We start from the raw sequence: 23,348 nt of genomic DNA, 5'->3' as shown, positions 1-23,348 counted from the left end.
GGCCGGTGTGATCGACGGGCGGCAGTCGCCGGGCGACGTCAACTCGGGCGGCGGGATGCAGTCGGGGGCGCTGAACGCGCGACGTGGGGGGGGGTTCGGCGGGTCGGGGGCGGGTTCCGGCTCGGGGGATCGCTTCGGCGTGAAGCCGCTGCCTGGTCGCGACTCCCTGAAGCCCCTGTCCACGGCGATGGACCGGTTCCCGAACCGGGTGACGGCGAAGGTCCGCGACAACGGCGATCTCGAGCTCACCGCGGGTGACCGCATCCGCCACACCGACTTCGGTGAGGGTCGGGTGGATGCCGTGACCGGTGAAGGCGCGAAGCGCATCGCCCATGTGCGCTTCGACACCGCCGGACAGAAGAAGCTGCTCATCAAGGTCGCGCCGATCGAGAAGATCTAGCCCGCGGCACGCCCGGACACGGGACCGCGGCGTCGATGCAACACTCGGGCGACGCGGGTTAGGCTGGCTCATATGGCCCTCTTCTCCCGCCGCAAGAAGTCCGCTGACGATGTCGTCGCACCAGATTCCGCCGTGCCGGCAGACGCCGCGCCGGAGCAGGAGACGCCCGCCGACGTCGAGACGCCCGAGGAGTCGGCGCCCGCCCCGGCTGTCGGCATCTCGGTGCAGGCGTTCCGTGGCGTGGGTGCGGAGGCAGGACCCGAGGTCTCGCTGCCTGACCCGCAGGCTCCCGCCGCGAAGCCTGCGGCGCAGAGGGCGCCGTCGGCATCCGCTCCGAGCGGATCCGCGCAGCCCATCGAGCCCGCCGCGGACCAGGAGCGCAAGCTGCCGCTCGCACCCGCGGCGCCGCCGGAGCAGACCGAGACCGTCGCAGGCATGAAGGACAACGTGCTGCTCCGCGAGGCGCTGAAGCAGATCGAGCAGGGCGCGAGCAACGAGCAGCTGCTCGGCGTGATGCGCCAGGCGCTGCAGGGGCACCTGTACATCCGGGTCAACGGCGACGCCCGGGCGCAGATCAGCGAGGGCAAGCCGCTCTCGGTCGCGGTCGTCCGTGACGGCGACCGCCAGTTCATGCTCGCCTTCAGCTCCGCGGCGGCCGTCCGCGATTCCGTGCGGCTCGAGGACGACCCCACCGCGACATCCGCCGTCGCGCAGCCCGTCACCTCGGTGCTGCAGCAGGTCGTCGCGGGCGAGTTCGCCGGACTGATCGTCGACAACGCCTCGGCGCCGCACCGGGTCGTCTTCCCGACCGAGCTGCTCCAGAAGACCCTCGAGCAGGGCGACCCGGACATGACGATCAAGACGCTCGTCTCCTCTCCCCGCGAGCAGGACACTGCGGTGAAGGTCGGCGAGGCCCTCGCGAAGAAGCGCATGTGGGTCGCGGTGAACGACGGCAGCGGCACCGGCCAGGTCGGCATCGCGGAGGCGCAGACCCCCGACGGCAAGAGGTTCCTCCAGCTGTTCTCGCACCCGCTTGAGGTGCTCGCCCTCGGCCGCGGCGACCGTCCGCTCCCGTTCGAGCCCGAGCAGCTGGCGAAGGTGCTCTCCGGGCATTCGGAGATGGCTGGCGTCGTCCTCGACCCCGCAGGCCCGACGCTGGTCGTCGAGCGCGATGCGCTGGGTCCTGTGCTGGTCCTCGCCGTCGACCTCGGCGACTGAGACCGGGGGCGGCTCGGGGCCGTGGGGCTTCGCGCGGGTCTTCCGCCGGGCCGACCGGCATCCTAGGGTCGGATCATGGCCTCTCAACGCGTGACCCTGACCGTCGCCGACCAGGACGGAGAGCGCGAGGTCGTGCTCTCCAGCCCGGACAAGGCCGTCTGGCCGGAACCGGGGATCACCAAGGCCGAGCTGGCGGAGTACTTCCAGCTCGTCAGCGGTCCGTTCCTCGAGGCCAACGGCAACCGGCCGGTGTCGCTGCAGCGCTTCCGCGACGGCATCGGCAGCGAGGGCTTCTTCTCGAAGAACCCGCCCAAGGGCACCCCTGACTACGTGGATGCCGTGATGGTCACGTACAACAGCGGGCGGCAGCATCCGCAGATCGTCCTGAACCGGCCATCCGCGATCGTCTGGGCCGCGCAGATGAACACGATCGTGTTCCACCCGTGGGCGTCGCTCGCGACCGACCCGGACAACCCCGTCGAGCTGCGCATCGACCTCGACCCGCAGCCGGGGACGGACTTCGACGACGCCATCGCGCCCGCGCACGCGCTCCGGGAGGTGCTGAGCGAGGCCGGTCTCGAGGCATTCGTGAAGACCAGCGGCAACCGCGGCCTGCACGTGTTCGCCCCGATCGAGCCGACGCACGAGTTCCTCGACGTCCGGCACGCTGTGATCGCCGCCGGCCGGGAGCTCGAGCGGCGGATGCCGGATCAGGTGACCATGAACTGGTGGAAGGAGGAGCGCGGCGAGCGCATCTTCATCGACTTCAACCAGGCCAACCGCGATCGCACGATGGCCGGCGCCTACAGTCCGCGGGCGCTCGCTGCCGCGACCGTGTCGACGCCGGTGCGCTGGGAGGAGCTCGACGGGGTGGACCCCGTGCGGTTCACGGTGCGCAGCATCCCGAAGCGGCTCGCAGAGGTGGGCGACCCGTGGGCCGGGATGCACGAGAGCGCCGGCCGGATCGACACGCTGCTGGAGTGGTGGGAGCGCGACAGGGAGAACGGTCTCGGCGAGCTGCCGTTCCCGCCCGAGTTCCCGAAGATGCCAGGAGAGCCGCCGCGCGTCCAGCCGAGCAAGAAGGTCGCCGCGAACTGGGACGAGTGAGCCACCCGTCTGTTTGCGCCGAGTACACGTTCCGGAGGGCCGGGAGCATACATTCGGCGCAAACAGACGGTCTTGTCAGGTGAGGACGTCGGCCAGGTCGTAACCGGCGACGGTGTCGAGCTGGTCGTACGTGCACGAGCGCGCGTCGCGATCCGGACGCCAGCGCTCGAACTGCACAGTATGCCGGAAGCGGGCGCCCTCGAGCTGGTCGTAGCGGACCTCGAGCACGCGCTCCGGCCGCAGCCGTACGAAGGACACGTCCTTCGCGCCGCTGAACCGTGACCTCTCGCCCTCGCCGGTGATCGCCGCGCCGGAATCGTCGCGCTCGACCAGGGGAGCCAGCTCCTCGACGAGCTCCTGCCGCCTGACGTCGCTCCACGCGGCCACGCCGCCGACCTGACGCAGCGTCCCGTCGGAGTCGTGGAGGCCGACCAGAAGCGAGCCGACCCCGGAGCCGGACTTGTGGACGCGGTATCCCAGCGCGACCACATCGGCGGTGCGCGCGTGCTTGATCTTGACGAGCGTCCGCTTGCCAGGGGCGTAGGGCTGATCGAGGGGCTTCGCCACGACGCCGTCGAGACCCGCCCCCTCGAACTCGGCGAGCCATCGCACCGCGTCGCCGCGATCGCGGGTGGTGCGGGTGAGATGCAGCGGATGCGTGACGCCGGCCATCAGCGCCTCGAGCCGCTCGCGGCGCTGCCCGAACGGGACGGACAGCAGGTCCTCGTCGCCGACCGCCAGCAGGTCGAAGGCGATGAACATCGCCGGGGTCTCGACCGAGAGCTTCGCGACCCGCGACGCCGCCGGGTGGATGCGCTGGCTCAGCGCCTCCCAGTCCAGCCGCTGCGCGCCGGCAGGACCCGTGGCGACCACGATCTCGCCGTCGAGCAGGCACGGCCCCGGGAGGATCTCTGGGATGACCTCGACCAGCTCAGGGAAGTAGCGGGTCAGCGGCTTCGCCCCGCGCGAGCCGATCTCCACCGTCTCGCCGTCCCACGCGATCAGCCCGCGGAAGCCGTCCCACTTCGGCTCGAACAGCAGCCCGCCGCTCGTCTTCGCCGGGTCGGGAACGGATGCCGCGGCCTTCGCCAGCATCGGGGCGGGGATCTCGTAGCGCATGACTCCATCCTGGCCGGGTCGTGAATCGATCGCCACAACTCCGGAGATCCGGATAGCTGCGCCGCATCCGCCCGCGGTATTCCGCGGAATTCGTCAAGTAGCCGAGTGGATCTCCGGAGTTGTGGCAGGCGGAGTTGTGGCAGCGGCGGGGCTCAGCCGAACAGCTCGTCGAGGGTCGCCGGAGTCCCGGCATCCGCGAGGGCGGTGCGTGCGGCGTGCCAGCCGGCGAGGCCATTGACTCCGGGCCCCGGCGGGGTCGACGCGGAGGCGAGGTACACGCCCCGCATCGGCGTGCGCCAGGGAGCGACGCCGAACGTGGGGCGCCGCAGCGCCTGCAGGACGGTGAAGGAGCCGCCGAGGATGTCGCCGCCGATGTCCGACGGATTGACCGCTTCGCGAGACGACGCCGGAACCGCATGGCTGGCGAGGATCCGGTCGCGGAAACCGGGGGCGAAGCGCTCCACCTGCCGGGTGACGAGCTCGGTCGGATCGAGGCCCGAGCCCTGCGGAACGTGGATGTACGCCCACAGCACGGCCTTGCCTTCGGGCGCGCGCGTCGGGTCGAACACCGACGGCTGCACCGTGAGCACGTACGGGCGGTCACTGACGCGCCCCTTCGCGACCGCGTTCTCGCTCGCCCGCACCTCGTCGCTCGTGCCGCCGAGGTGCACCGTCGGCGACTGGGCGACGTCGGTGTGGATCCAGGGCACAGGGCCGTCGAGGGCGAAGTCCACCTTCGCGGCGGCGGGCCCGTACCGGTAGCTCCCGACCGCGCGCGCGAACCCGGCGGGGACGTCCGGGTGCGTGAGCGCGAGGCGGGGCGACGTGTTCAGCATCAGGACGTCGCCGCGCGACGGGTCGCCCCAGTCGAGGCTCGCGAGATCCGTGACGTGCACGCCGGTCTCGACCACGCCTCCGTGCGCCTCGAGATCGTCGCGCAGGGCATCGGCGATCCGCTGCGATCCGCCGCGCGGGTGCATCCAGCCGCCGGCGTGGCCGAGAGCCGCGAGCAGGAGGCCCGCCGCGGCGCCGGAGAGGGAGGGCAGCGGGGTGTTGGCGTGGGCGAGCACCCCGGAGAGGAGCGCCGCCGCCTCCTCGGTGCGGAACGCACGGCGGGAGAGCGGCGTGCCCTGCTCCAACATCCGCAATCCGTAGCGGAGGGCCGTGACCGGTTCCGCGGGCACGCGGAGCATCTGATTGCCGGTGAAGTCGACCACGCCCCCGATGTGCGTGCTCAGCGGGCGCAGCAGCACCAGCCATGCCCGCTCATCCGCGCCGAGTCCCGCCGCGGTGCGCTCGATGTCGCGCCATGCGATCGCGGCGCGGCCGCCGTCGAGCGGGTGCGCGTAGGAGATGTCCGGGCGGATCCAGTCGATGCGCTCGGCGAGCCCGAAGGCCTGGAAGAACGGCGACGCGAGCGCGGCGGGATGCACGGCCGAGCAGACGTCGTGCACGAACCCGGGCAGGGTCGCCTCGGCACTGCGGGTGCCGCCGCCGATCGCGTCCGCGGCTTCGAGCACGCGCACCCCGTAGCCCGCCCTTGCGAGGGCGACGGCCGCCGCCAGTCCGTTGGGGCCGGAGCCGATGATCGTCGCACGAGCCATGCTGCAAGTCTTCCACGGCCGCCCGCCGCAGAGGATGGGGTCGGCGAACGCCTCAGAACGTGCGATCCTGGAAGGGATATGAATGAAGTCCAGGGGCCGACCCCCGCAGGAACCTCCCGCCCGTACCGCTCGCTGCCCGAGGCGCTCCGTGCGCACCGCATCGCCGTCGAGGACTACGAGTTCATCGCCGCCGTCCTCAACCAGGTCGGCGTCACGAGCCTCCTCGACCGCGGCCGCTACATCGAGGCGATCCGAGGGGGTGACGGCGCCTCCCTGCACATCGGCAAGACGTACACCAACGGCTTCACTGAAGACGAGCAGATCGTGGTGGGTGCGACGACCCTCCGGATGCAGCCGAGCGAAGGCCGCCCGCCGTACTTCTACGTGTCGCACCCGAGCCAGTTCATCGTCGCTGCTCCCTCGCGCTCGAAGCATCCGTCGCGGGTGCGCACCGCGACCGCCGGGGCCGCACCGAAGGTCTCCGCGGCCAGGGCCGAGCGGGCGACGAACCTCGCCGAGCGCGACTACGGCGTGTGCGACACGTGCTTCATGGTCAAGGGGCCGTCGGGCGCCTGCGGCTGCGAGTGACCCGGCCCGCGAGACTTCACGAATGTCACGTTCTCACGTGGATTTCGTGACATTCGTGAAGTCTCGCGAGCTGTGGGCGCTCCCGTGAGTCGAGAGGCGGGTCAGGCGAACGCGCTCATCCCGGTGATGTCGCGTCCGAGGAGCAGCGCCTGCACGCTCTCGGTGCCCTCGTAGGTGTGGATCGCCTCGATGTCGGCCATGTGCTGCATGACGCCGTTCTCGAGCAGGATGCCGTTGCCGCCGAGCAGATCGCGTGCGGTGGCGGCGACCCGGCGCGCCGCGCGCGTGTTGTGGAACTTCGCGAGTGACGCCTGCGTGGGGCGCAGCTCGCCCGCGTTCTCGAGATCCGCGAGGCGGCGGCAGTAGAGCTGCATCGCGGTCAGATCCTCGAGCATGTGCGTCAGGCGCTCCTGCACCATCTGGAACTTCGCCAGCGGCTTGCCGAACTGGATGCGCGCCTGCGAGTAGGCGAGGGCGGCCTCGTAGCAGGCGGTCGCGTGCCCGAGCGCCGACCAGGCCACTCCGGAGCGCGTCGCGTACAGCACGGTCGACGCGTCCTTGAAGCTCCTGGTGCCGGGGAGCACCGCGTCCAGCGGCACGCGGACGTCGTCGAGGACGATGTGCGCCTGATGGATCGCACGCAGCGAGGCCTTGCCGCGGATCGGGGTGCCCGTGTAACCGGGGGAGTCCTGCTCGACGAGGAAGCAGCGGACGGCGCCGTGCTCGGCCGCCGTCTCGTCGTCGACGCGGGCCCACACGAACGTGATGCCTCCGGAGGCGCCGTTGCCGATCCACTTCTTCGCGCCGCGGATCACCCAGTGCTCGGTGCCGTCCGCAGTCGTGTCGCGCCGCGCGACCGTCTCCAGGGAGACCGAGTCGGAGCCGTGGTCGGGCTCGGTGAGGGCGAAGGAGCCGAACACGGAGCCGTCGGCGAGCGCCGTGAGCCACTTCTCCTGCTGCGCGGGGGAGCCGAACAGCGCGAGCGTGCGGAGGGCGAGCCCGCCCTGCACCGCGAGGACTGTTCCCAGGGAGCCGTCGCCGCGGGAGATCTCCATGTTCACGAGGCCGGCGGCGAGCGGCGAGAGACGCGTGAGCAGCCGATGCTCGATGCCGTCGACGACCAGATCCATCTCGCCCATCCGGCGGGCGGCGTCCAGCGGGTACTCGGCGCGGTCCCAGGCATCCGCCATCTGCGGGCCGACCTCGTCGATGTAGGCCTTCGCGCGATCCCACGCCGTCCGGTCGTCCGCCGGGATGTCGCTGAAGACCGCGTAGTAGTCGCTGTCCTGTCGCCCGGTGATGTCGTACGACGAGACGCGCTCGCCGGGGAATGCAGAAGCTTCGGTGCTCATGGGGGACTCCTTCGTGGCACTAAGTATCGTACTCCTCGACACTCAGTTTCACGACCTCGGGTGCGCGAGGTCAGTGCCCGCGCGAAGTCCGCGCGCGAAGAGCCGAAGGCGGCCTGCGCGCTCAGTCGAGCTGGGCGCGCAGCCTCCGCGTGATCTCCGCCACGGGCATCGACCGGGGGAAGACCGCGACGACGACGTCATCCGGTGCGCCCGCCGTCGCATCCTGGTGCACGCCGTATCGTCGGCGCACGTCGGCGAGCGCCGACTGCAGGGTGGAGACGGGGATCTTCTTCTTGCCCCGAAGGAGCTGGCGCAGCACGTGGTTGTGCACGGCGGTCACGAGCGCGGCGAAGCCGACGGCATCCAGCGGGTCGACGCCGGGGAGGGCGCTGCGAAGGTAGTCGTCGAAGAGCCGCTCGTAGCGGAACACCGTGATGATCTCGCGTTCGCGCAGCACCGGCACCTGACGCACGACCTGATAGCGGCGCCTGGCGAGCTCCGGGTCGTGCGCGAAATGCGCGAACACGAACTCGGATGCCGCGCACACGGCGCCCCACGGATCGTCATGCCCCTCGGCGAGGAACTCGCGCAGCTGCTCGATCAGCACCTCGTGGTCGGCGAAGACCACGTCCTCCTTGCCTCCGAACTGCCGGAAGAACGTGGATCGCGAGACGCCGGCGGCCTTGGCGATCTGCTCGACGGAGGTCTGGTCGAACCCCTGCGCCTGGAAGAGTTCGAGCGCGGCGGCGACGACGACGGCGCGCGGTTCGGGGAAGTCTCGCATGGCAGAAGCCTATGACGTCAGGCTCGCCCTGTGACGGCTTGCGTCCCGCTGGGCGGCTCGGGGGGAGGTAGTAGGCTGGGGGACTGGACGATGTCTCGACATCGAGAGAATCACCAGGCCGAATCCCAGTGAAGGAAACACAGTGGATCTGTACGAGTACCAGGCACGAGACGTTTTCGAGAAGTACGGAGTGCCGGTCCTCGCCGGCATCGTCGCCGACACCCCCGAGGAGGTGAAGGCAGCCGCGGAGAAGATCGGCGGCGTCGTGGTCGTCAAGGCTCAGGTCAAGACCGGTGGTCGTGGCAAGGCCGGCGGCGTGAAGGTCGCGAAGACCCCCGACGAGGCGTATGAGGCGGCCAAGGCCATCCTCGGCCTCGACATCAAGGGGCACGTCGTCAAGCGCGTCATGGTCGCGCAGGGTGCGCGCATCGCCGAGGAGTTCTACTTCTCCGTGCTGCTCGACCGTGCCAACCGCTCCTACCTCTCCCTCTGCTCCGTCGAGGGCGGCATGGAGATCGAGGAGCTCGCCGTCGAGCGCCCCGAGGCTCTCGCCCGCGTCGAGGTGAACCCGCTGACGGGCATCGACAAGGAGAAGGCTGTCGAGATCGCTCGCGCCGCGAACTTCCCGGAGGACCTGGTCGAGAAGGTGTCCGATGTCTTCGTGAAGCTCTTCGACGTCTACAAGGGCGAGGACGCCACGCTCGTCGAGGTGAACCCGCTCGTGCGCACCGAGGACGGCGACATCATCGCCCTCGACGGCAAGGTCACGCTCGACGACAACGCCTCCGAGATCCGCCACCCCGAGCACGAGGCGCTCGAGGACAAGGACGCCGCAGACCCGCTCGAGGCCAAGGCCAAGGCGAGCGGCCTGAACTACGTGAAGCTCGACGGCGAGGTCGGCATCATCGGCAACGGCGCAGGCCTTGTCATGTCGACGCTCGACGTCGTCGCCTACGCGGGCGAGAACCACAACGGCGTGAAGCCGGCGAACTTCCTCGACATCGGCGGCGGCGCCAACGCGCAGATCATGGCAGCCGGCCTCGACGTCATCCTCGGCGACGCGCAGGTCAAGAGCGTGTTCGTCAACGTGTTCGGCGGGATCACGTCGTGCGTCGCCGTCGCGGACGGCATCGTGAAGGCGCTCGAGATCCTGGGCGACGCGGCCACCAAGCCGCTCGTCGTCCGACTCGACGGCAACCAGGTCGAGGAGGGGCGCGCCATCCTCGCGGAGGCGAACCACCCGCTCGTCACCCTTGCCGCCACCATGGATGAAGGCGCCGACAAGGCCGCCGAGCTCGCCAACGCCTGACGCCCAAGAGACACAAGGACTGAAGAAATGTCGATCTACCTCAACAAGGACTCCAAGGTCATCGTCCAGGGCATCACCGGCGGCGAAGGCACCAAGCACACCGCGCTCATGCTCAAGGCGGGCACGAACATCGTCGGCGGTGTGAACGCCCGTAAGGCCGGCACCACCGTCACCCACGAGAAGCCGCACGAGGGCGAAGTCGAGCTCCCCGTCTTCGGCTCCGTCGCCGAGGCCATGAAGGAGACCGGCGCCGACGTGTCGATCGCCTTCGTCCCCGGTGCGTTCACGAAGGACGCGATGATCGAGGCCATCGATGCCGAGATCCCGCTGCTCGTCGTGATCACCGAGGGCGTGCCGGTCGGCGACTCGGCCGAGGCCTGGGCCTACGCCCAGAGCAAGGGCAACAAGACCCGCATCATCGGCCCGAACTGCCCCGGCATCATCACCCCCGGTGAGGCGCTCGTCGGCATCACGCCGGCGAACATCACCGGCAAGGGCCCGATCGGCCTCGTGTCGAAGTCGGGCACGCTGACGTACCAGATGATGTTCGAGCTGCGCGACCTGGGCTTCTCGACCGCCATCGGCATCGGCGGAGACCCGGTCATCGGCACTACGCACATCGACGCGCTCGCCGCGTTCGAGGCCGACCCCGAGACCAAGGCCATCGTCATGATCGGCGAGATCGGCGGCGACGCCGAGGAGCGTGCGGCCGACTACATCAAGGCGAACGTCACCAAGCCCGTCGTCGGCTACGTCGCGGGATTCACCGCTCCGGAGGGCAAGACCATGGGCCACGCCGGCGCCATCGTCTCGGGCTCCGCCGGCACCGCTCAGGCGAAGAAGGAGGCCCTCGAGGCCGCCGGAGTCAAGGTCGGCAAGACGCCGTCCGAGACGGCCGCCCTGATGCGTGCGGTGATCGAATCGCTCTGAGCTGAGTTACGCTTGATCTGAAGGCCCCGGACTCCACTCCGGGGCCTTCTTTCGTGCCCGCGAACAGGTGGGCGTCCGTCGCACGACGGCCGACGGATGCTGCGGCCACGCAGAAGGGGACGGATGCCGTGGCATCCGTCCCCTTCCGTCGGCGCGTCAGGCGACGCCGAAGAGCGCTTCGATGGGGCCCCGTGCGAAGAAGAGCACGAATCCGACGGCGACGATCCACAGCAGAGGACTGACGGTCCGCGCCTTGCCGGAGGCCGCCTGGACGAGCACCCAGCTGACGAATCCGGCGCCGATGCCGTTGGCGATCGAATAGGTCAGCGGCATCACCGTCACGGTCAGGAAGACCGGCAGCAGGACGCCGAACTCGGTGAGATCGATGTACTTGATCTGCGCCATCATCATCGCGCCGACGATCACGAGCGCGGCCGCCGCGATCTCGGTGGGGACGATCGAGGTGAGCGGCGTGAGGAACATCGCCAGCAGGAACATGCCACCGGTGATGAGGCTCGCGAATCCTGTGCGCGCGCCCTCTCCGATGCCGGCGCCCGACTCGATGAACACGGTGCTCGACGACGACGACGTGCCACCGCCGACGATCGCGCCGACGCCCTCGACGATCAGCGCCGACTTGATGCGGGGGAAGTCGCCGCGCTCGTCCGCGAGGCCGGCCTCCTTGGCGAGGCCCGTCATGGTGCCCATCGCGTCGAAGAAGTTGGAGAAGACGAGGGTGAACACGATCATCACGATCGCCAGCAGGCTGACCTTGCTGAAGTCGAAGCTGAAGTCGACAGCGCCGACGAGGCTCAGATCCGGGAGGCTGAAGGGCACACCCGTGAGCGCGGGCACGGTGAGTCCCCAGCCGCCGGCGTTGCCGTCCGCCGCGGCGCCCAGATGCCACACGGCCTCGACGATCACGGCGAGGACGGTGCCAGATACGAGGCCGATCAGGAGACCGCCGCGCACCTTCCGTGCGATCAGGATGCCGGTGATCACGAGCGTGATGACGAACAGGAGCGTCGGGACGGTGGCGACGGAGCCGCCGATGCCGAGGCCGACGGGCGGCGACGCTGCGCCGGTGGCCGTCACGAAGCCCGAGTTGACGAGTCCGATGAAGGCGATGAAGAGCCCGATGCCGACCGTGATCGCGATCTTCAGCTGGAACGGCACTGCGTCGAAGATCATCTTGCGGAGGCCGGTCGCGGCGAGCAGGACGATGATGATGCCGTTGATCATCACGAGCGCCATCGCCTCGGGCCAGGTGACCTGACCGACGACGGAGAACGCGACGAACGCGTTGATGCCGAGGCCGGCGGCGAAGCCGAACGGCAGGCGCGTGATGACACCGAACAGGATCGTCATGACGCCCGCGGTCAGTGCGGTCGCCGCGCCGACGGCGCCGAAGTCGAGGGTGTCTCCCGCGACGTCCGCGGAGCCGGACAGGATGATCGGGTTGAGGATCACGATGTAGGCCATCGTGACGAAGGTCACCACGCCCCCTCGGATCTCGGAGCTGAGCGTGGATCCGCGCTTGCTGATCTCGAAGAAGCGGTCCAGAGCGTTCTTGGGCTCTGATGCGACCGGGGCGGGGGATGTGGCAGTTGTCATCGGGAAACCTCCGCTGGAGACGATATCGTGTCGGCGGTGCCGCGCGCGTCCCCAGGTGGGTACAGGGTTCTCGTCGTAGTCTCGAATCGACATGCAACGCCTCCTCGTCGCGCTTCTCGCCGCCATCGACGCCGCCATCGCGGCCGCCGCCGGACTCGCGGTCCTGCTGGCGCCCCTCACTCTGCTGTGGACGCTCGCGTTCGGCGTGACCGCCGACTGGGGGGCCCTGTGGCCGCTGACCGGCACGCTCTGGCAGTTCGGGCACGGCGTGCCGGTCGAGGTCGCCGTGCCTGATGACGTGCTGCGCGCCACAGGCATCGCCGCGGACGCCGCGAGCTTCACGCTGTCGGTGGCGCCGCTCGCCTTCCTGGTGTTCACACTCCTGTTCGCCGCCCGCTCCGGAGCGCGCGCGGCGCATTCAGGGGCGTGGCTGCTCGGCAGCGCCTCGGGCGCTGCCGCGTTCGGTCTGATCGGCGTGGGCGTGGCGCTCACCGCGCGACTGGGGGCCGCACAGGTGTCGATGCTGCCGGCGATCGTCATCCCCCTCGCGGTCTACCTCGCCGGAGCGCTCTGCGGCGCCGTGCGCGTCGCCTGGGAGGACGGTGACGGCGGGGTCCTCGACCGGGTGCACGACGTGGTCGACTCCTGGGGTGACTGGGGGCCCGTTCCGGCCGCGGCCGTCCGCGGCGCCGCCGTCGCGCTCGTCGGCGTGGTGGGCGCCTCCGCCGTCTCCGTCGCGCTGATGACGCTCCTGCGCGCGGGCGAGGCAGTCGCGCTTTTCGAGGCCGCGAGGGTCGACGTGCTCGGTGCCGTCGTGATCACCCTCGGGAATCTCGCGTACCTGCCGACGATGATCGTGTGGGCCGCCTCCTGGCTCGCGGGACCAGGGTTCGCCGTGGGGACCGGCACCGCGGTGTCTCCGGCCGGCACGCAGCTCGGCGTCGTCCCGGGCCTCCCGATCCTCGGCCTGCTTCCCGAGAACAGCTCGATCTGGATGCTGGTGGTCGTGCTCGTCCCGATCGCGGCCGGCGCGTTCGCCGGATGGACGGTGCGCTCGAGGCTCGTCTGGGAGGAGACCCCGCTGGGCTTCGCTCCTCGTGCCGCGATCTCGGCCGGCATCGGCGTGCTGACGGCGGGAGCCGCCGCGCTCGCCGCAGTGCTGGCCGGCGGCTCGATGGGGCCGGGGCGCCTCGCCGAGGCAGGGCCCTCTGTTCTGCCGTTCTCGCTCGCCCTCGGCGGCGAGGTGCTCATCGGGGCTGCGATCCTGCTGCTGTCGCCGCGGCACCGCGATGAGCTCGCCGAGGAGCGCACCGATCGCTGGATCGCCGAGATGACGGCATCCGGCCAGATGACGTCTCCCGGCCAGAGGCCGGACGGCGAAGAGGATGCCGCCGCCGGTGCTCCGCTCGCCGGCGAAGCGCCCTCGCACGAAGACACCATGCCCCTGGACGAGCTTCGCGGCTTCCGCATCCCGCCGCGCGATCCCGCGGATCCGGTCGGCTGACTTCCGGGTCGGGCCGGCGCCCTCGCCCCGGTAGACTGGGCGCGTGCTCACGGTCGCCGTTCTCATCTCGGGCACCGGCTCGAACCTTCGCGCCCTCCTCGAGGCCGCTCGCCACCCCGAATTCCCCGCCAGGGTCGTCGTGGTCGGCGCCGATCGCGAGGCCGAAGGCCTCGCCCATGCCGAGGCGTTCGGCATCCCCAGCTTCACGGTGCCGTGGCACGAGCACGACAGCCGCGAGGCGTGGGGCGAGGAACTCGGCCGTCAGCTCGCCGTCTGGAAGCCCGACCTCGTGGTGCTCAGCGGCCTCATGCGCCTGCTGCCTCCCGCGCTGGTCGCGGAGTACTCGCCTCGGCTCATCAACACGCATCCGGCGTACCTGCCAGAGTTCCCCGGCGCGCACGGCGTCCGCGACGCGCTGGCCTCCGGCGTGCGGGAGACCGGTGCGAGCGTCATCGTGGTCGACGACGGCGTCGACAGCGGCCCCATCCTCGCGCAGGAGCGCGTCGTGATCCTCGACGGCGACACCGAGCACTCCCTGCACGAGCGCATCAAGCCCGTCGAACGCCGACTGCTCATCGATGTGGTGCGTCGCATCGCGTCCGGCGAGCTCTCGCTGTCCGCAGCATCCTGACCCGACCCCCGCAACGAAGGAGCCCTCCCATGGCCGGCCCCCGCCACGACGCCTCGCTCTACCGCGATCGCGACGCCGTCCCGATCCGCCGCGCACTCGTCTCGGTGAGCGACAAGACCGATCTGCTCGTGCTCGCCGAAGCTCTCGCGAAGTCCGGGGCCGAGATCGTCTCGACCGGCTCCACTGCGGCGACGATCCGCGAGGCGGGCTTCGAGGTCACCGATGTGGCAGCAGTGACCGGCGTCGCCGAGATGCTCGACGGGCGTGTCAAGACCCTGCACCCGAAGATCCACGGCGGGCTCCTCGCCGACCTGCGCCTCGAGGACCACGAGGCCCAGCTCGCGACGCTGGGGATCGAGGCCTTCGAGCTCGTCGTCGTGAACCTGTACCCGTTCGTCGAGACCGTGGCCTCCGGTGCGACCGGTGACGACGTCGTCGAGCAGATCGACATCGGCGGGCCCGCCATGGTGCGCGCCGCGGCGAAGAATCACGCGAACGTCGCGATCGTCGTGTCGCCCGACTCGTACGCCGCGGTCATCGAGGCCATCGGCGCCGGCGGCACGTCGCTGTCGCAGCGCCGTGAGCTCGCCGCCCGCGCCTTCGCGCACACGGCCGCCTACGACACGGCCGTCGCCTCCTGGTTCGCGGAAGGCACCCTGAACGACGAGGGCGACCTCCCGGCGCATCTCACGGTGCAGGCGGAGCGCCTGGCGACGCTGCGCTACGGCGAGAACTCGCACCAGCGAGGCGCCATCTACACCCGCGCGGGCGGCCACGGCATCGCCCAGGCCACCCAGCTGCAGGGCAAGGAGATGTCGTACAACAACTACGTCGATGCGGATGCCGCGCTGCGCGCCGCCTACGACATGGTGCTCCCCGCGGTCGCGATCATCAAGCACGCGAACCCCTGCGGCATCGCCACCACCGCGCCGAACGCCCTCGACCCGATCGCCAGCGCCCACCTGCGCGCGCACGAGTGCGACCCGGTGTCCGCCTACGGCGGCGTGATCGCCGCGAACGGCACCGTGACGCTCAAGATGGCGGAGAACCTCAAGGACATCTTCACCGAGGTCATCGTCGCGCCGTCGTTCGAGCCGGCGGCGCTCGAGGTCTTCAAGGCGAAGAAGAACCTGCGTCTGCTGCAGCTGCCGGAGGACTGGCAGCAGGAGCGCATGGATGTGCGGCTCGTCTCCGGTGGGCTGCTGCTGCAGGACGCCGACCGGTTCCCCGACGACATCGACTCCGTCGCGAAGAACTGGGAGCTCGTCTCCGGTGAGCGTCCGGACGATGAGGAGATGACGAACCTGATCTTCGCGTGGAAAGCCTGCCGCGCCGTCAAGTCGAACGCGATCGTGCTCGCCAAGGGCAACGCGACGGTCGGCGTAGGCATGGGCCAGGTCAACAGGGTCGACTCGTGCCGCCTCGCGGTCGAGCGCGCCGGAGACCGCGCGGCAGGATCTGTCGCGGCGTCCGATGCGTTCTTCCCGTTCGCCGACGGCGCGCAGGTGCTGATCGACGCCGGCATCAAGGCGATCGTCCAGCCCGGCGGCTCGGTGCGTGACGAGGAGGTCGTGGATGCTGCGCGCAAGGCCGGCGTGACGATGTTCTTCACCGGGGAGCGCCACTTCTTCCACTGAGCGCCGCTCTCGGCAAGGGCGCCCCGCCGATGCCGTCGGCGGGGCGCCTGCGCGTCCGGGCCTGTGTGCCTCAGGGGCGCAGCCTGCCGTCAGCGCAGGAAGCTGCGGGAGCGCTCGACGATGTTGAGGGCGGCGGCCTGTGCCGCCTCGGCATCCTGATCGAGGATGGCGTGGAAGAGCGGGTCGTGCTTGTCGGCCTGGGTCTCGACGATCGACATCGACCCGGCGGCGTTCTGGGACACCGCGTTGCGCAGCGACGAGACGAAACTCGCGTAGATGCCCTCGAGCAGGGCGTTGTGCGACGCCTCGACCACGGCCAGGTGGAACTCCACGTCATGGTGGATGAAGGCGTCGGCGTCGCCGCGGATCGCGGCCTCACGGCGGGCGACGACCTCCGTCTCGATCCTGGTGAGGTTCTCGGCGGTGCGGTTCTCCGCAGCCTCCTCGGCGGCGAGGGCGTCGAGTGCGCGGCGGACGCGGAGGACCTCACGGGGGTCTGCGTGGTGCAGTGCGCGGCGCAGCGCCACATCGGTCGGGTCGCTGGCGACGACATAGGTGCCGTCGCCCTGTCGGGTCTCCAGCAGGCCGAGCTGGACGAGAGCGCGAACGCCTTCGCGCACCGAGGGGCGACTGACGCCGAGGCGCGCGACGAGTTCGGCCTCTGTGGGGATGCGGCGGCCGACGCTCCATGACCCCGAGGTGATCTCGGACTGGAGGCGGTCGACGACTGTGTCGACCAGCGAGCGACGCTGAATCGGTTCCACGGAGACATTCTCTCGCAACTGGGGTGACATTGGGGCCAAATTCGTCATACAATCTGATGATCAGCTATCCGCTGGCAAATCAGGCAAGGACGCCGAAGGAGCCCGCAAGCACGTGGCAGCACTGATCGAACCTCAACCGCTGGTGGTCGCGGGTCTCGTGGATACGCACATCCATCCCGACAAGACCGGTTGGGGAGACCGCTGGATGAGGCGCCGCCCGGCGCCGACTCTCGACGATCTGATCGCGAACAACGTCCTGGCGCTGTCCGAGTACGGCCGGACCGTCGAAGAGCGCGCGCACGCATTGCTCAGCCATGCGCTGCGCAACGGCACGCTGGCGATGCGCGCCCACGTCGATGTCGGCACCGAGGTCGGTCTCGCCCATGTCGAGGGCGTGCGGGCCGCAGCCGAGCGTGTCGGCCCCGACCTCACGGTGCAGATCGTCTGCTTCCCCCAATTCGGGCTGCTCACGAACCCCGGCACCCTCGACCTCATGGCCGCGTCGCTCGATGCGGGCGCCGATGTCGTCGGAGGCATCGACCCGCTCGGGCGGGACGGCGATGTCGCCGGTCACCTCGACGCGGTGTTCGGCCTCTCCGGGCGCAGCGGTCGCGACCTCGACATCCACCTGCACGACGGGGGAGAGGCGGGCCTCGCGCAGATCCGGGAGATCGCGGCGCGCACCCGCGCCGCCGGCATGCAGGGGGCCGTCACCGTGAGCCACGCGTTCGCCCTGTGCGACGCGTCGCTCCCTTCGCTGCCGGAGACGCTCGACGCCGTCGCCGAGGCGCGGCTCTGGATCACGACCTGCGCGCTCGGCCCCGATCCCGTCCCGGATCTCGACCTGTTCGAGTCGCACGGCGTGCAGCTCGCAGCGGGGTCGGACGGCGTCCGCGACAGTTGGTCGCCGTTCGGCACCGGGAGCATGGTCGACCGGGCGCATCTGCTCGCATACCGCACCGGCGCGATCACGGATGCCGAACTGGAGCGCTGCTGCCGGATCGCCTCCGTCGACGGCGGCCGCATGCTCGGCATCCCCGACCTGGACGTCGAGGTGGACGCCACGAGCGCCACCCGCCTCGAATTCGATTCCCCCTCGATCGCACAGCTCATCGTCGATCGTCCCGCACCCGCACGCGTCATCCGTCACGGCCGCGTGCTCTGAGAACAATCCCCCGCTCCCTTCACATCAACCCTCTACCCGAAAACACAGGAGTTCTCGTGGTTCTTCGCAAGACAGCAATCGGCTCTGCGGCCACCCTGGCCGTCGCAGCCCTGGCCCTCGCAGGATGTGCCGGACCGGCAGACAAGGGCGACTCCGGGCCCGCCTCGCTCGACCTGGACCTCAGCAAGCTGGCGACCACCACGCCCGCCGGAACGGAGCCGATCGACGAGGTGAAGTGGAACCTGCCCTATGAGCCGTCCTCGCTCGACCCGATCTTCGCGTGGAACTACGCGGAGAACACGGCCACGGCCAACCTCTGCGAGAGCCTGCTCCGCATGAAGCCGGATCTGTCGCTCGAGCCGGGGCTCGCCGAAAAGGTCGAACAGCCCGACGACACCACATACGTCTACACGATCCGCGAGGGTGTGACGTTCTGGGACGGCAACCCGCTCACGGCCGAGGACGTCGCGTTCTCGCTGCAGCGCCAGATCGGCCCCGACTCCAGCACCTACTGGTCGGACTACTTCAGCAACGTCGCATCGGCCGAGGTCACCGGTCCGCTCGAGGTCACCGTCACCCTGTCGGAGCCGGACGTGCTGTTCGCGCAGGCGATGGGCTCCGCCGCCGGCGCGATCGTCGAGAGGGCCGCGGTTGAGGCAGACGGGGATGCATTCGGCACGCCGAAGGGCAACCTGCAGTGCACGGGGCCCTACAAGGTCGCCAAGTGGGACTCGGGCAAGAGCCTCGTCATCGAGCGCAACGACGCCTACTGGAACGCCGAGGTCAAACCGCTCGCGAAGCAGATCGCGTTCAGCTTCATCGCCGACGAGTCCACCGCCATCAACGCCCTGAGCACGGGTGACGTCGACGGGCAGTTCTTCTACCTGCCGCCTGCCGGCCTGTCGCAGCTGCAGAAGAGCGACAACGTCACCACCACGTTCGGCGAGTCGTTCGTGTTCTGGACGCTCGCGCCGATCGGCAAGGACGGCGGCCTCGGCGACGAGAAGATCCGCCAGGCGCTGTCGCTCGCGATCGACCGCACGCAGTTGGCACAGGTCGTGTTCCAGGGTGCAGCCATCCCCGCGCCGACCATCGCGGGACCCGCGACGTGGGGCTACGAGGAGGACTCCTTCGCCTCGGCGTTCGAGGAGTTCGGCGTCGAGGCGGACCTCGAAGCCGCCAAGAGTCTCGTCGAGGAGGCCGGCTCCCCGAAGGAGCCGATCGTGCTCGCGGTTCAGGGCAGCTCCGCAGTGCACGAGCAGACCGCCAGCGTCATCCAGGCGGCGGGCCAGTCGATCGGGCTGAACGTGGAGACCAAGGTCATCCCCGTCGAGCAGTTCGGCAACCTGTACTTCGACCCGGCGGCGCGAGAGGGACTGGACGGCTTCTTCACGACGAACTACGCCGACTTCGCCGACCCGCTCGGCGTGTACAGCTTCTTCGAGTCGACCAACTCGCACGACTACATCGGCTGGGACGGCGCGGATGCCGAGATCAGCAAGGCGCTGCAGACGACGGATGACGTGGAGCGTGCCGAGCTCGTGATCGACATCCAGAAGAAGGTCACAGAGGCTCTGCCGTGGATCCCGCTCGCGTACGAGCCGACCACGATGATCCAGAGCACGCGGATCTCCGGCGCCGTTCCCTCGTTCGCGTACCTCTACGCACCGTGGGCGGTCTCGATCGGCGGGACCGAGTAAGTCACATGTCCTTCGCGTCCTTCCTTCTGAGGCGCTTCGGGGGGCTGCTGCTGGTGCTTCTGGTGACCTCGTTCCTCGTGTTCGGGTTGCTGTACCTCGCACCGGGCAGCCCCCTTGCCTTCATCCTCGGTCCGCGCGGCGGGACGCCGGAGCAGATCGCCGCCGTCACCGCGCAGTACCACCTGAACGATCCGTTCATCGTGCGCTACGTGGCCTGGCTCGGCGACGTCGTGCAGGGCGACCTCGGCCGCTCTCTCGTCTACCGGCAGCCGGTGGCCGACCTGCTGATCTCGCGGGCGGGGACGACGACGGCGCTCGTCTCCCTCGCCGCGGTGATCATCGCGGTCGTCGGCATCCTCGCCGGCACTTGGGCGGCGCTCCGCGGCCGATGGATCGACCAGGTCGTCTCCACGCTCGCTGCTGTCGGCCTGTCGACTCCTGTGTTCGTGGTCGGCGTCGCCCTGATCAGCCTGTTCGCCGTCGGACTCGGCTGGTTCCCGACCTTCGGGGTCGGATCCGGCGGGCTCGACACGCTCTGGCATCTGGTGCTGCCGGCGATCGCACTCAGCGTCGCGAGCGCGGCGTACCTCGCCCGGATCACCAAGACCGCGGTGAACGAGGAGCGCACGCGTGAGCACGTGCAGACCGCGACCGTGCGCGGGCTCTCGCCGAGCCTCATCGTGCGTCGTCACGTGCTGCGCAACGCGCTCATCCCGATCACGACCGTGCTCGGCCTCACCATCGCGACGCTCATCGCCGGCGCCGTCGTCGTCGAGAACGTCTTCGCGCTCGACGGCCTCGGCTCACTCCTGGTCAAGGCGATCCTGCAGCGGGACTTCGCGGTCGTGCAGGCGGTCGTGCTCGTCCTCGTCGTCGCGTTCGTGGTCGTCAACGCGATCGTCGACGTGCTGTACACGTTCATAGATCCGCGGATCAAGCTCGGGAGCAAGCGATGAGCCTCAGGACTACCACGCTCGCCGTCGCCAAGGACGATGCCCTGCGCGGCCGGGAGCCGATGATCCGCCGCATCCTCGACCGGCTCGGCGTGATCGGCGTGATCGCGGCATCCGTGCTGACCATCATCGTGATCGCGGCAGTCTTCGCGCCGGTGCTCGCACCCTCGAACCCGAACACGCCCGATCTGTTCGCGGCGCTCAGCGGTCCGTCCGCTGCTCACCTGCTCGGGGCCGACGCCCTCGGTCGCGACATCCTGTCCCGGCTGATGTACGGCGCGCAGGTGACGCTCGCGGGGCCGGGTCTGGTGATCCTGCTCTCGACCGTCGTCGGCACGGCGCTCGCGCTCGTGGCGGCGTGGTGCGGCGGACGGGTGGACGCGGTGATCGTGTGGGTGCTCGACATCCTCTTCGCGGTCCCCGGCATCGTGTTCGCGCTCATCTCGGTCGCCATCTGGGGGCCGAGCCTGATCACCGTCGTGTGCGGTCTCGCGGTCGCGTACATCCCGTACGTGGCCAGGGTCGTCCGCGGCGCCGCACTGCGCGAGCGCAACCTGCCCTATGTCTCCGCGGCGTGGCTGCAGGGACACTCTGGGTTCGGCATCACCACGACGCAGATCCTGCGCAACGTGCAGCCGATCGTGATCGCTCAGGCGGTGTCATCGCTCGGCTTCGCGGTGATCGATCTCGCTGCGGTGTCGTTCCTCGGGCTCGGCGTCCAGCCGCCGACGGCCGACCTCGGCCTCATGGTCAAGAGCGGCTTCGATTCGACCCTGCGCGGGTACCCGGGTGAGGCCATCGCCGCGGGAACCCTGATCATCCTGATCGTGTGGTGCGTGACCGTCCTCGGCGACCGCCTCACCTCGAACGCGAGGAGCATGTGATGACCAGACCACTTCTGCGCGTCGACGACGTGCACGCCACCGTGCACCTGCGACGCAGCCGGCAGACGCTGCTGAACGGCGTCTCCTTCGAGATCGGCGAGGGCGAGGCCCTGGGCCTGGTCGGCGAGTCCGGATCGGGCAAGTCACTCACCACCAGGGCGATCACCCGGATGCTGGACCCGAACTTCACGGTGACGGGGGCGATCGAGTTCGACGGCACCTCGGTACTCGGGATGTCGCCGTCGGCGCTGCGCCGCTACCGGCAGACCGACGTCGGCATGATCTTCCAGGATCCGCGCGCGCACGTGAACCCGGTGCACAAGGTGGGGGACTTCCTCACCGAGGTGCTGGTCCGCGATCGTGGCCTGGACCAGCGGGAGGCCGACCGGCGTGCCGTGGCGCTTCTCGACGAGGTCGGGGTCAGGAACCCGGAGTCGCGGCTGGGTCAGTACCCGCATGAGCTGTCGGGCGGTCTGCTGCAGCGCGTGATGATCGCGAGCGTCCTGCTCGCCGAGCCGAAGCTGATCCTCGCGGACGAGCCCACCACGGCGCTCGACGTCACCGCCCAGTCGGATGTGATGGCCATCATCGAGGAGCAGCGAAAGGCACGGGGGCTCTCGCTCCTGTTCATCACGCACGACCTCGAGCTCGCCGCGGCCTGCTGCGACCGGATCGCCGTGATGTACGCCGGCGAGATCGTCGAATAGGGTCCGCACGTGTACGAGTCGCCGCGGCATCCGTACACGATCGAGCTGCTCGGCGCCCGTCCGAGCATCGAGGAGCGGGTGGACCGGCTTCCCGTCCTCACCTACAACCGAGAGATCCACGAGCAGCTGAAGGCACAGGTATGAGCGCGACAGGCGAGGCGATCATCATCGCGAGCAATCTCCGCAAGGTCTTCCCGGCCCCGCGGGGTTCGAAGGGCGAGCCGATCGTGGCGGTCGACGATGTATCGTTCGAGCTCTTCGAGGACGAGTGCCTCGCGATCGTCGGCGAGTCGGGTTCCGGCAAGACCACGGTCGCCCGGATGCTCGTCGGTCTGGAGACGGTCACCGGCGGGGAGCTCGCGGTCCGCGGCGAATCGCGTGCGCAGAGCGTTCGCCGCCTGGCGGACCGGCGGCGGTGGGCGCGAGAGGTGCAGTACGTGTTCCAGGATCCGTACTCGTCGCTGAACGGACGCCAGCGCATCGTCGACATCATCGGCTCGTCGGTGGCGCTGCATTCCCCGGCGGCCGACAGCGCGAGGGCCGCGAGGGCCGCCGCGCGGGACATCCTGGACAGCGTCGGGCTCGGCGAGCGGTTCTGGGAGAAGTTCCCGCATCAGCTCTCAGGCGGTCAGCGCCAGCGCGTCGCGATCGCCAGGGCGCTCGCCGCGAACCCCGGAGTGATCGTGCTCGATGAGGCGGTGGCTGCGCTCGACGTCTCGATCCAGGCGCAGATCCTCAACCTGCTCAGCGACATCAAGGCGCAGCGCAAGGTGAGCTACCTGTTCATCTCGCATGACCTGGCCGTCGTGAACCAGATCTCGGATCGCATGATCGTGATGGAGCAGGGGAAGGTGGTGGATGCCGGAGTGACCTCGGAGATCCTCGCGAACCCCGTGCAGCCGTACACGCGTGCGCTGCGGGCGGCGGTGCCGCGTGCGGGCTGGAAGCCGGTGCGCCGCGAGCGTCTCGCCAGCTGAGGAGGGGGAGGAGCGAAGCGGGATCGGGGTCCGTGGCCTTAGGGCGTGCGACTGAGACGGGCGTTTCGTCTCGCTGTGCTCGCTCAACGACCGGAGGGGCCGGCCGCCTCACTGGCAGGCTGCCGAGGACGAGACCTTCATGCCCGTGTCTCGATGCGTCGTTGCGACAACACGCCTCGATGACGGCATGATCCGAGCAGAGCCGGTCGCCCACTCCACTCTGCGACCGCGCTCGGTTCGTCAGGTGCGCGCGGGCGTGAACGAGCGGATGCTGGGGCGTGGTGTGCGCCATTTCCGGTGGCGGTCCCACCAGGCCGGTCCTCGGATCTGCGGGATGCCGTCTGCCATGCGGATCTCCCACTCGGAGTGGTCCAGGGAGCGGTGGTGGTACCAGCAGAGGG

21 protein-coding genes and 1 pseudogene are annotated in these 23,348 nt (G+C 69.7%); 16 read left to right on the top strand and 6 right to left on the bottom strand.

The window, feature by feature from the left end:
• The 3 genes and pseudogenes from IPV10_RS15260 to ligD form a co-directional block, all read left to right on the top strand.
• Nucleotides 1–400 (top strand): annotated as a pseudogene (locus IPV10_RS15260) (ATP-dependent DNA helicase PcrA); the annotation flags it as partial.
• Nucleotides 401–472: 72 nt separating this feature from the next.
• Nucleotides 473–1,618, top strand: coding sequence for an SseB family protein (locus IPV10_RS15255; protein WP_207485232.1), 1,146 nt, complete (start codon nt 473–475; stop codon nt 1,616–1,618).
• Between the two features lie 75 nt (nt 1,619–1,693).
• Nucleotides 1,694–2,725, top strand: a complete 1,032-nt coding sequence (gene ligD, locus IPV10_RS15250) for a non-homologous end-joining DNA ligase (RefSeq protein WP_207485231.1) — start codon at nt 1,694–1,696, stop codon at nt 2,723–2,725.
• A 75-nt stretch (nt 2,726–2,800) separates the two neighbouring features.
• On the opposite strand, the gene IPV10_RS15245 is transcribed toward ligD, so the two are convergent.
• Nucleotides 2,801–3,844 (bottom strand): ATP-dependent DNA ligase, encoded by a 1,044-nt coding sequence (locus IPV10_RS15245; protein ID WP_207485229.1) that lies wholly within the window; start codon nt 3,842–3,844, stop codon nt 2,801–2,803.
• A gap of 152 nt (nt 3,845–3,996) precedes the next feature.
• The gene (locus IPV10_RS15240; protein ID WP_207485227.1) at nt 3,997–5,448 is read right to left on the bottom strand and encodes an NAD(P)/FAD-dependent oxidoreductase; all 1,452 of its coding nucleotides are present in this window, start codon (nt 5,446–5,448) and stop codon (nt 3,997–3,999) included.
• 78 nt (nt 5,449–5,526) lie between these two features.
• On the opposite strand from IPV10_RS15240, the gene IPV10_RS15235 reads away from it, so the two are divergent.
• Nucleotides 5,527–6,036 carry a hypothetical protein gene (locus tag IPV10_RS15235; protein WP_207485226.1) on the top strand — a complete coding sequence of 170 codons (510 nt, stop codon included), beginning with the start codon at nt 5,527–5,529 and terminating at the stop codon, nt 6,034–6,036.
• Between the two features lie 101 nt (nt 6,037–6,137).
• Here IPV10_RS15235 and IPV10_RS15230 read toward each other — a convergent pair whose 3' ends face one another.
• Together IPV10_RS15230 and IPV10_RS15225 are read right to left on the bottom strand one after the other, a co-directional pair.
• Nucleotides 6,138–7,388, bottom strand: coding sequence for an acyl-CoA dehydrogenase family protein (locus IPV10_RS15230; RefSeq protein ID WP_207485224.1), 1,251 nt, complete (start codon nt 7,386–7,388; stop codon nt 6,138–6,140).
• 121 nt (nt 7,389–7,509) lie between these two features.
• Nucleotides 7,510–8,172, bottom strand: coding sequence for a TetR/AcrR family transcriptional regulator (locus tag IPV10_RS15225; protein ID WP_207485222.1), 663 nt, complete (start codon nt 8,170–8,172; stop codon nt 7,510–7,512).
• Nucleotides 8,173–8,314: 142 nt separating this feature from the next.
• Between IPV10_RS15225 and sucC the strand changes: the two genes are divergently transcribed.
• Together sucC and sucD are read left to right on the top strand one after the other, a co-directional pair.
• Nucleotides 8,315–9,481 carry an ADP-forming succinate--CoA ligase subunit beta gene (gene sucC / locus IPV10_RS15220; protein WP_207485221.1) on the top strand — a complete coding sequence of 389 codons (1,167 nt, stop codon included), beginning with the start codon at nt 8,315–8,317 and terminating at the stop codon, nt 9,479–9,481.
• A 27-nt stretch (nt 9,482–9,508) separates the two neighbouring features.
• Entirely contained in the window at nt 9,509–10,411 is a 903-nt protein-coding gene (gene sucD / locus IPV10_RS15215; RefSeq protein WP_207485220.1) for a succinate--CoA ligase subunit alpha, read from the top strand.
• 156 nt (nt 10,412–10,567) lie between these two features.
• Here sucD and IPV10_RS15210 read toward each other — a convergent pair whose 3' ends face one another.
• On the bottom strand, nt 10,568–12,025 hold the full coding sequence (locus IPV10_RS15210) for an NCS2 family permease (RefSeq protein ID WP_207485218.1): 1,458 nt from the start codon (nt 12,023–12,025) through the stop codon (nt 10,568–10,570).
• Nucleotides 12,026–12,116: 91 nt separating this feature from the next.
• Between IPV10_RS15210 and IPV10_RS15205 the strand changes: the two genes are divergently transcribed.
• The 3 genes from IPV10_RS15205 to purH are packed head-to-tail and all read left to right on the top strand — an operon-like array spanning nt 12,117 to nt 15,797.
• Nucleotides 12,117–13,529 (top strand): DUF6350 family protein, encoded by a 1,413-nt coding sequence (locus tag IPV10_RS15205; protein WP_207485217.1) that lies wholly within the window; start codon nt 12,117–12,119, stop codon nt 13,527–13,529.
• A 43-nt stretch (nt 13,530–13,572) separates the two neighbouring features.
• A complete protein-coding gene (purN, locus tag IPV10_RS15200; protein ID WP_207485215.1) occupies nt 13,573–14,160 on the top strand; it encodes a phosphoribosylglycinamide formyltransferase in 588 nt (195 codons plus the stop codon).
• Between the two features lie 29 nt (nt 14,161–14,189).
• Nucleotides 14,190–15,797: a bifunctional phosphoribosylaminoimidazolecarboxamide formyltransferase/IMP cyclohydrolase gene (purH, locus tag IPV10_RS15195; protein WP_207485213.1), complete on the top strand. Its 1,608-nt coding sequence runs from the start codon at nt 14,190–14,192 to the stop codon at nt 15,795–15,797.
• An 89-nt stretch (nt 15,798–15,886) separates the two neighbouring features.
• On the opposite strand, the gene IPV10_RS15190 is transcribed toward purH, so the two are convergent.
• Entirely contained in the window at nt 15,887–16,561 is a 675-nt protein-coding gene (locus IPV10_RS15190) for a FadR/GntR family transcriptional regulator (RefSeq protein WP_207485212.1), read from the bottom strand.
• A gap of 112 nt (nt 16,562–16,673) precedes the next feature.
• Here IPV10_RS15190 and IPV10_RS15185 point away from each other — a divergent pair, with 112 nt between their 5' ends.
• From IPV10_RS15185 to IPV10_RS15160, 7 genes are read left to right on the top strand one after another with little or no spacing between them, the layout of a single operon-like run.
• Nucleotides 16,674–17,726 carry an amidohydrolase family protein gene (locus IPV10_RS15185; RefSeq protein WP_307861155.1) on the top strand — a complete coding sequence of 351 codons (1,053 nt, stop codon included), beginning with the start codon at nt 16,674–16,676 and terminating at the stop codon, nt 17,724–17,726.
• A 56-nt stretch (nt 17,727–17,782) separates the two neighbouring features.
• Nucleotides 17,783–19,426 (top strand): ABC transporter substrate-binding protein, encoded by a 1,644-nt coding sequence (locus IPV10_RS15180; protein ID WP_207485210.1) that lies wholly within the window; start codon nt 17,783–17,785, stop codon nt 19,424–19,426.
• Between the two features lie 5 nt (nt 19,427–19,431).
• On the top strand, nt 19,432–20,382 hold the full coding sequence (locus IPV10_RS15175) for an ABC transporter permease (RefSeq protein WP_207485209.1): 951 nt from the start codon (nt 19,432–19,434) through the stop codon (nt 20,380–20,382).
• Nucleotides 20,379–21,263 carry an ABC transporter permease gene (locus IPV10_RS15170; RefSeq protein ID WP_207485207.1) on the top strand — a complete coding sequence of 295 codons (885 nt, stop codon included), beginning with the start codon at nt 20,379–20,381 and terminating at the stop codon, nt 21,261–21,263. Before IPV10_RS15175 ends, IPV10_RS15170 begins: the two co-directional genes overlap by 4 nt.
• Nucleotides 21,263–21,970, top strand: a complete 708-nt coding sequence (locus tag IPV10_RS15165; protein WP_242685042.1) for an ABC transporter ATP-binding protein — start codon at nt 21,263–21,265, stop codon at nt 21,968–21,970. Before IPV10_RS15170 ends, IPV10_RS15165 begins: the two co-directional genes overlap by 1 nt.
• Before the next feature lie 9 nt (nt 21,971–21,979).
• A complete protein-coding gene (locus IPV10_RS17240; RefSeq protein WP_278249358.1) occupies nt 21,980–22,114 on the top strand; it encodes a hypothetical protein in 135 nt (44 codons plus the stop codon).
• The gene (locus tag IPV10_RS15160) at nt 22,111–22,947 is read left to right on the top strand and encodes an ATP-binding cassette domain-containing protein (protein WP_207485206.1); all 837 of its coding nucleotides are present in this window, start codon (nt 22,111–22,113) and stop codon (nt 22,945–22,947) included. The genes IPV10_RS17240 and IPV10_RS15160 overlap by 4 nt, the downstream gene beginning before the upstream one ends.
• The last annotated feature ends 401 nt before the right edge of the window (nt 22,948–23,348 follow it).

The sequence above is a fragment of the Microbacterium sp. SD291 genome (genome assembly GCF_017355365.1).
Taxonomy (GTDB): Bacteria; Actinomycetota; Actinomycetes; order Actinomycetales; family Microbacteriaceae; genus Microbacterium.
This window is presented reverse-complemented; position numbering and strand designations above follow the sequence as displayed.

What these genes read in the sequence shown, in the direction of transcription:
- IPV10_RS15230 (WP_207485224.1), bottom strand. Translation starts at nt 7,388, where the DNA reads ATGAGCACCGAAGCTTCTGCATTCCCCGGCGAGCGCGTCTCGTCGTAC.
- IPV10_RS15240 (WP_207485227.1), bottom strand. Translation starts at nt 5,448, where the DNA reads ATGGCTCGTGCGACGATCATCGGCTCCGGCCCCAACGGACTGGCGGCG.
- IPV10_RS15160 (WP_207485206.1), top strand. Translation starts at nt 22,111, where the DNA reads ATGAGCGCGACAGGCGAGGCGATCATCATCGCGAGCAATCTCCGCAAG.
- IPV10_RS15165 (WP_242685042.1), top strand. Translation starts at nt 21,263, where the DNA reads ATGACCAGACCACTTCTGCGCGTCGACGACGTGCACGCCACCGTGCAC.
- IPV10_RS15245 (WP_207485229.1), bottom strand. Translation starts at nt 3,844, where the DNA reads ATGCGCTACGAGATCCCCGCCCCGATGCTGGCGAAGGCCGCGGCATCC.
- IPV10_RS15255 (WP_207485232.1), top strand. Translation starts at nt 473, where the DNA reads ATGGCCCTCTTCTCCCGCCGCAAGAAGTCCGCTGACGATGTCGTCGCA.
- purH (WP_207485213.1), top strand. Translation starts at nt 14,190, where the DNA reads ATGGCCGGCCCCCGCCACGACGCCTCGCTCTACCGCGATCGCGACGCC.
- IPV10_RS15210 (WP_207485218.1), bottom strand. Translation starts at nt 12,025, where the DNA reads ATGACAACTGCCACATCCCCCGCCCCGGTCGCATCAGAGCCCAAGAAC.
- ligD (WP_207485231.1), top strand. Translation starts at nt 1,694, where the DNA reads ATGGCCTCTCAACGCGTGACCCTGACCGTCGCCGACCAGGACGGAGAG.
- IPV10_RS15225 (WP_207485222.1), bottom strand. Translation starts at nt 8,172, where the DNA reads ATGCGAGACTTCCCCGAACCGCGCGCCGTCGTCGTCGCCGCCGCGCTC.
- IPV10_RS15175 (WP_207485209.1), top strand. Translation starts at nt 19,432, where the DNA reads ATGTCCTTCGCGTCCTTCCTTCTGAGGCGCTTCGGGGGGCTGCTGCTG.
- sucD (WP_207485220.1), top strand. Translation starts at nt 9,509, where the DNA reads ATGTCGATCTACCTCAACAAGGACTCCAAGGTCATCGTCCAGGGCATC.
- IPV10_RS15170 (WP_207485207.1), top strand. Translation starts at nt 20,379, where the DNA reads ATGAGCCTCAGGACTACCACGCTCGCCGTCGCCAAGGACGATGCCCTG.
- IPV10_RS15205 (WP_207485217.1), top strand. Translation starts at nt 12,117, where the DNA reads ATGCAACGCCTCCTCGTCGCGCTTCTCGCCGCCATCGACGCCGCCATC.
- IPV10_RS15235 (WP_207485226.1), top strand. Translation starts at nt 5,527, where the DNA reads ATGAATGAAGTCCAGGGGCCGACCCCCGCAGGAACCTCCCGCCCGTAC.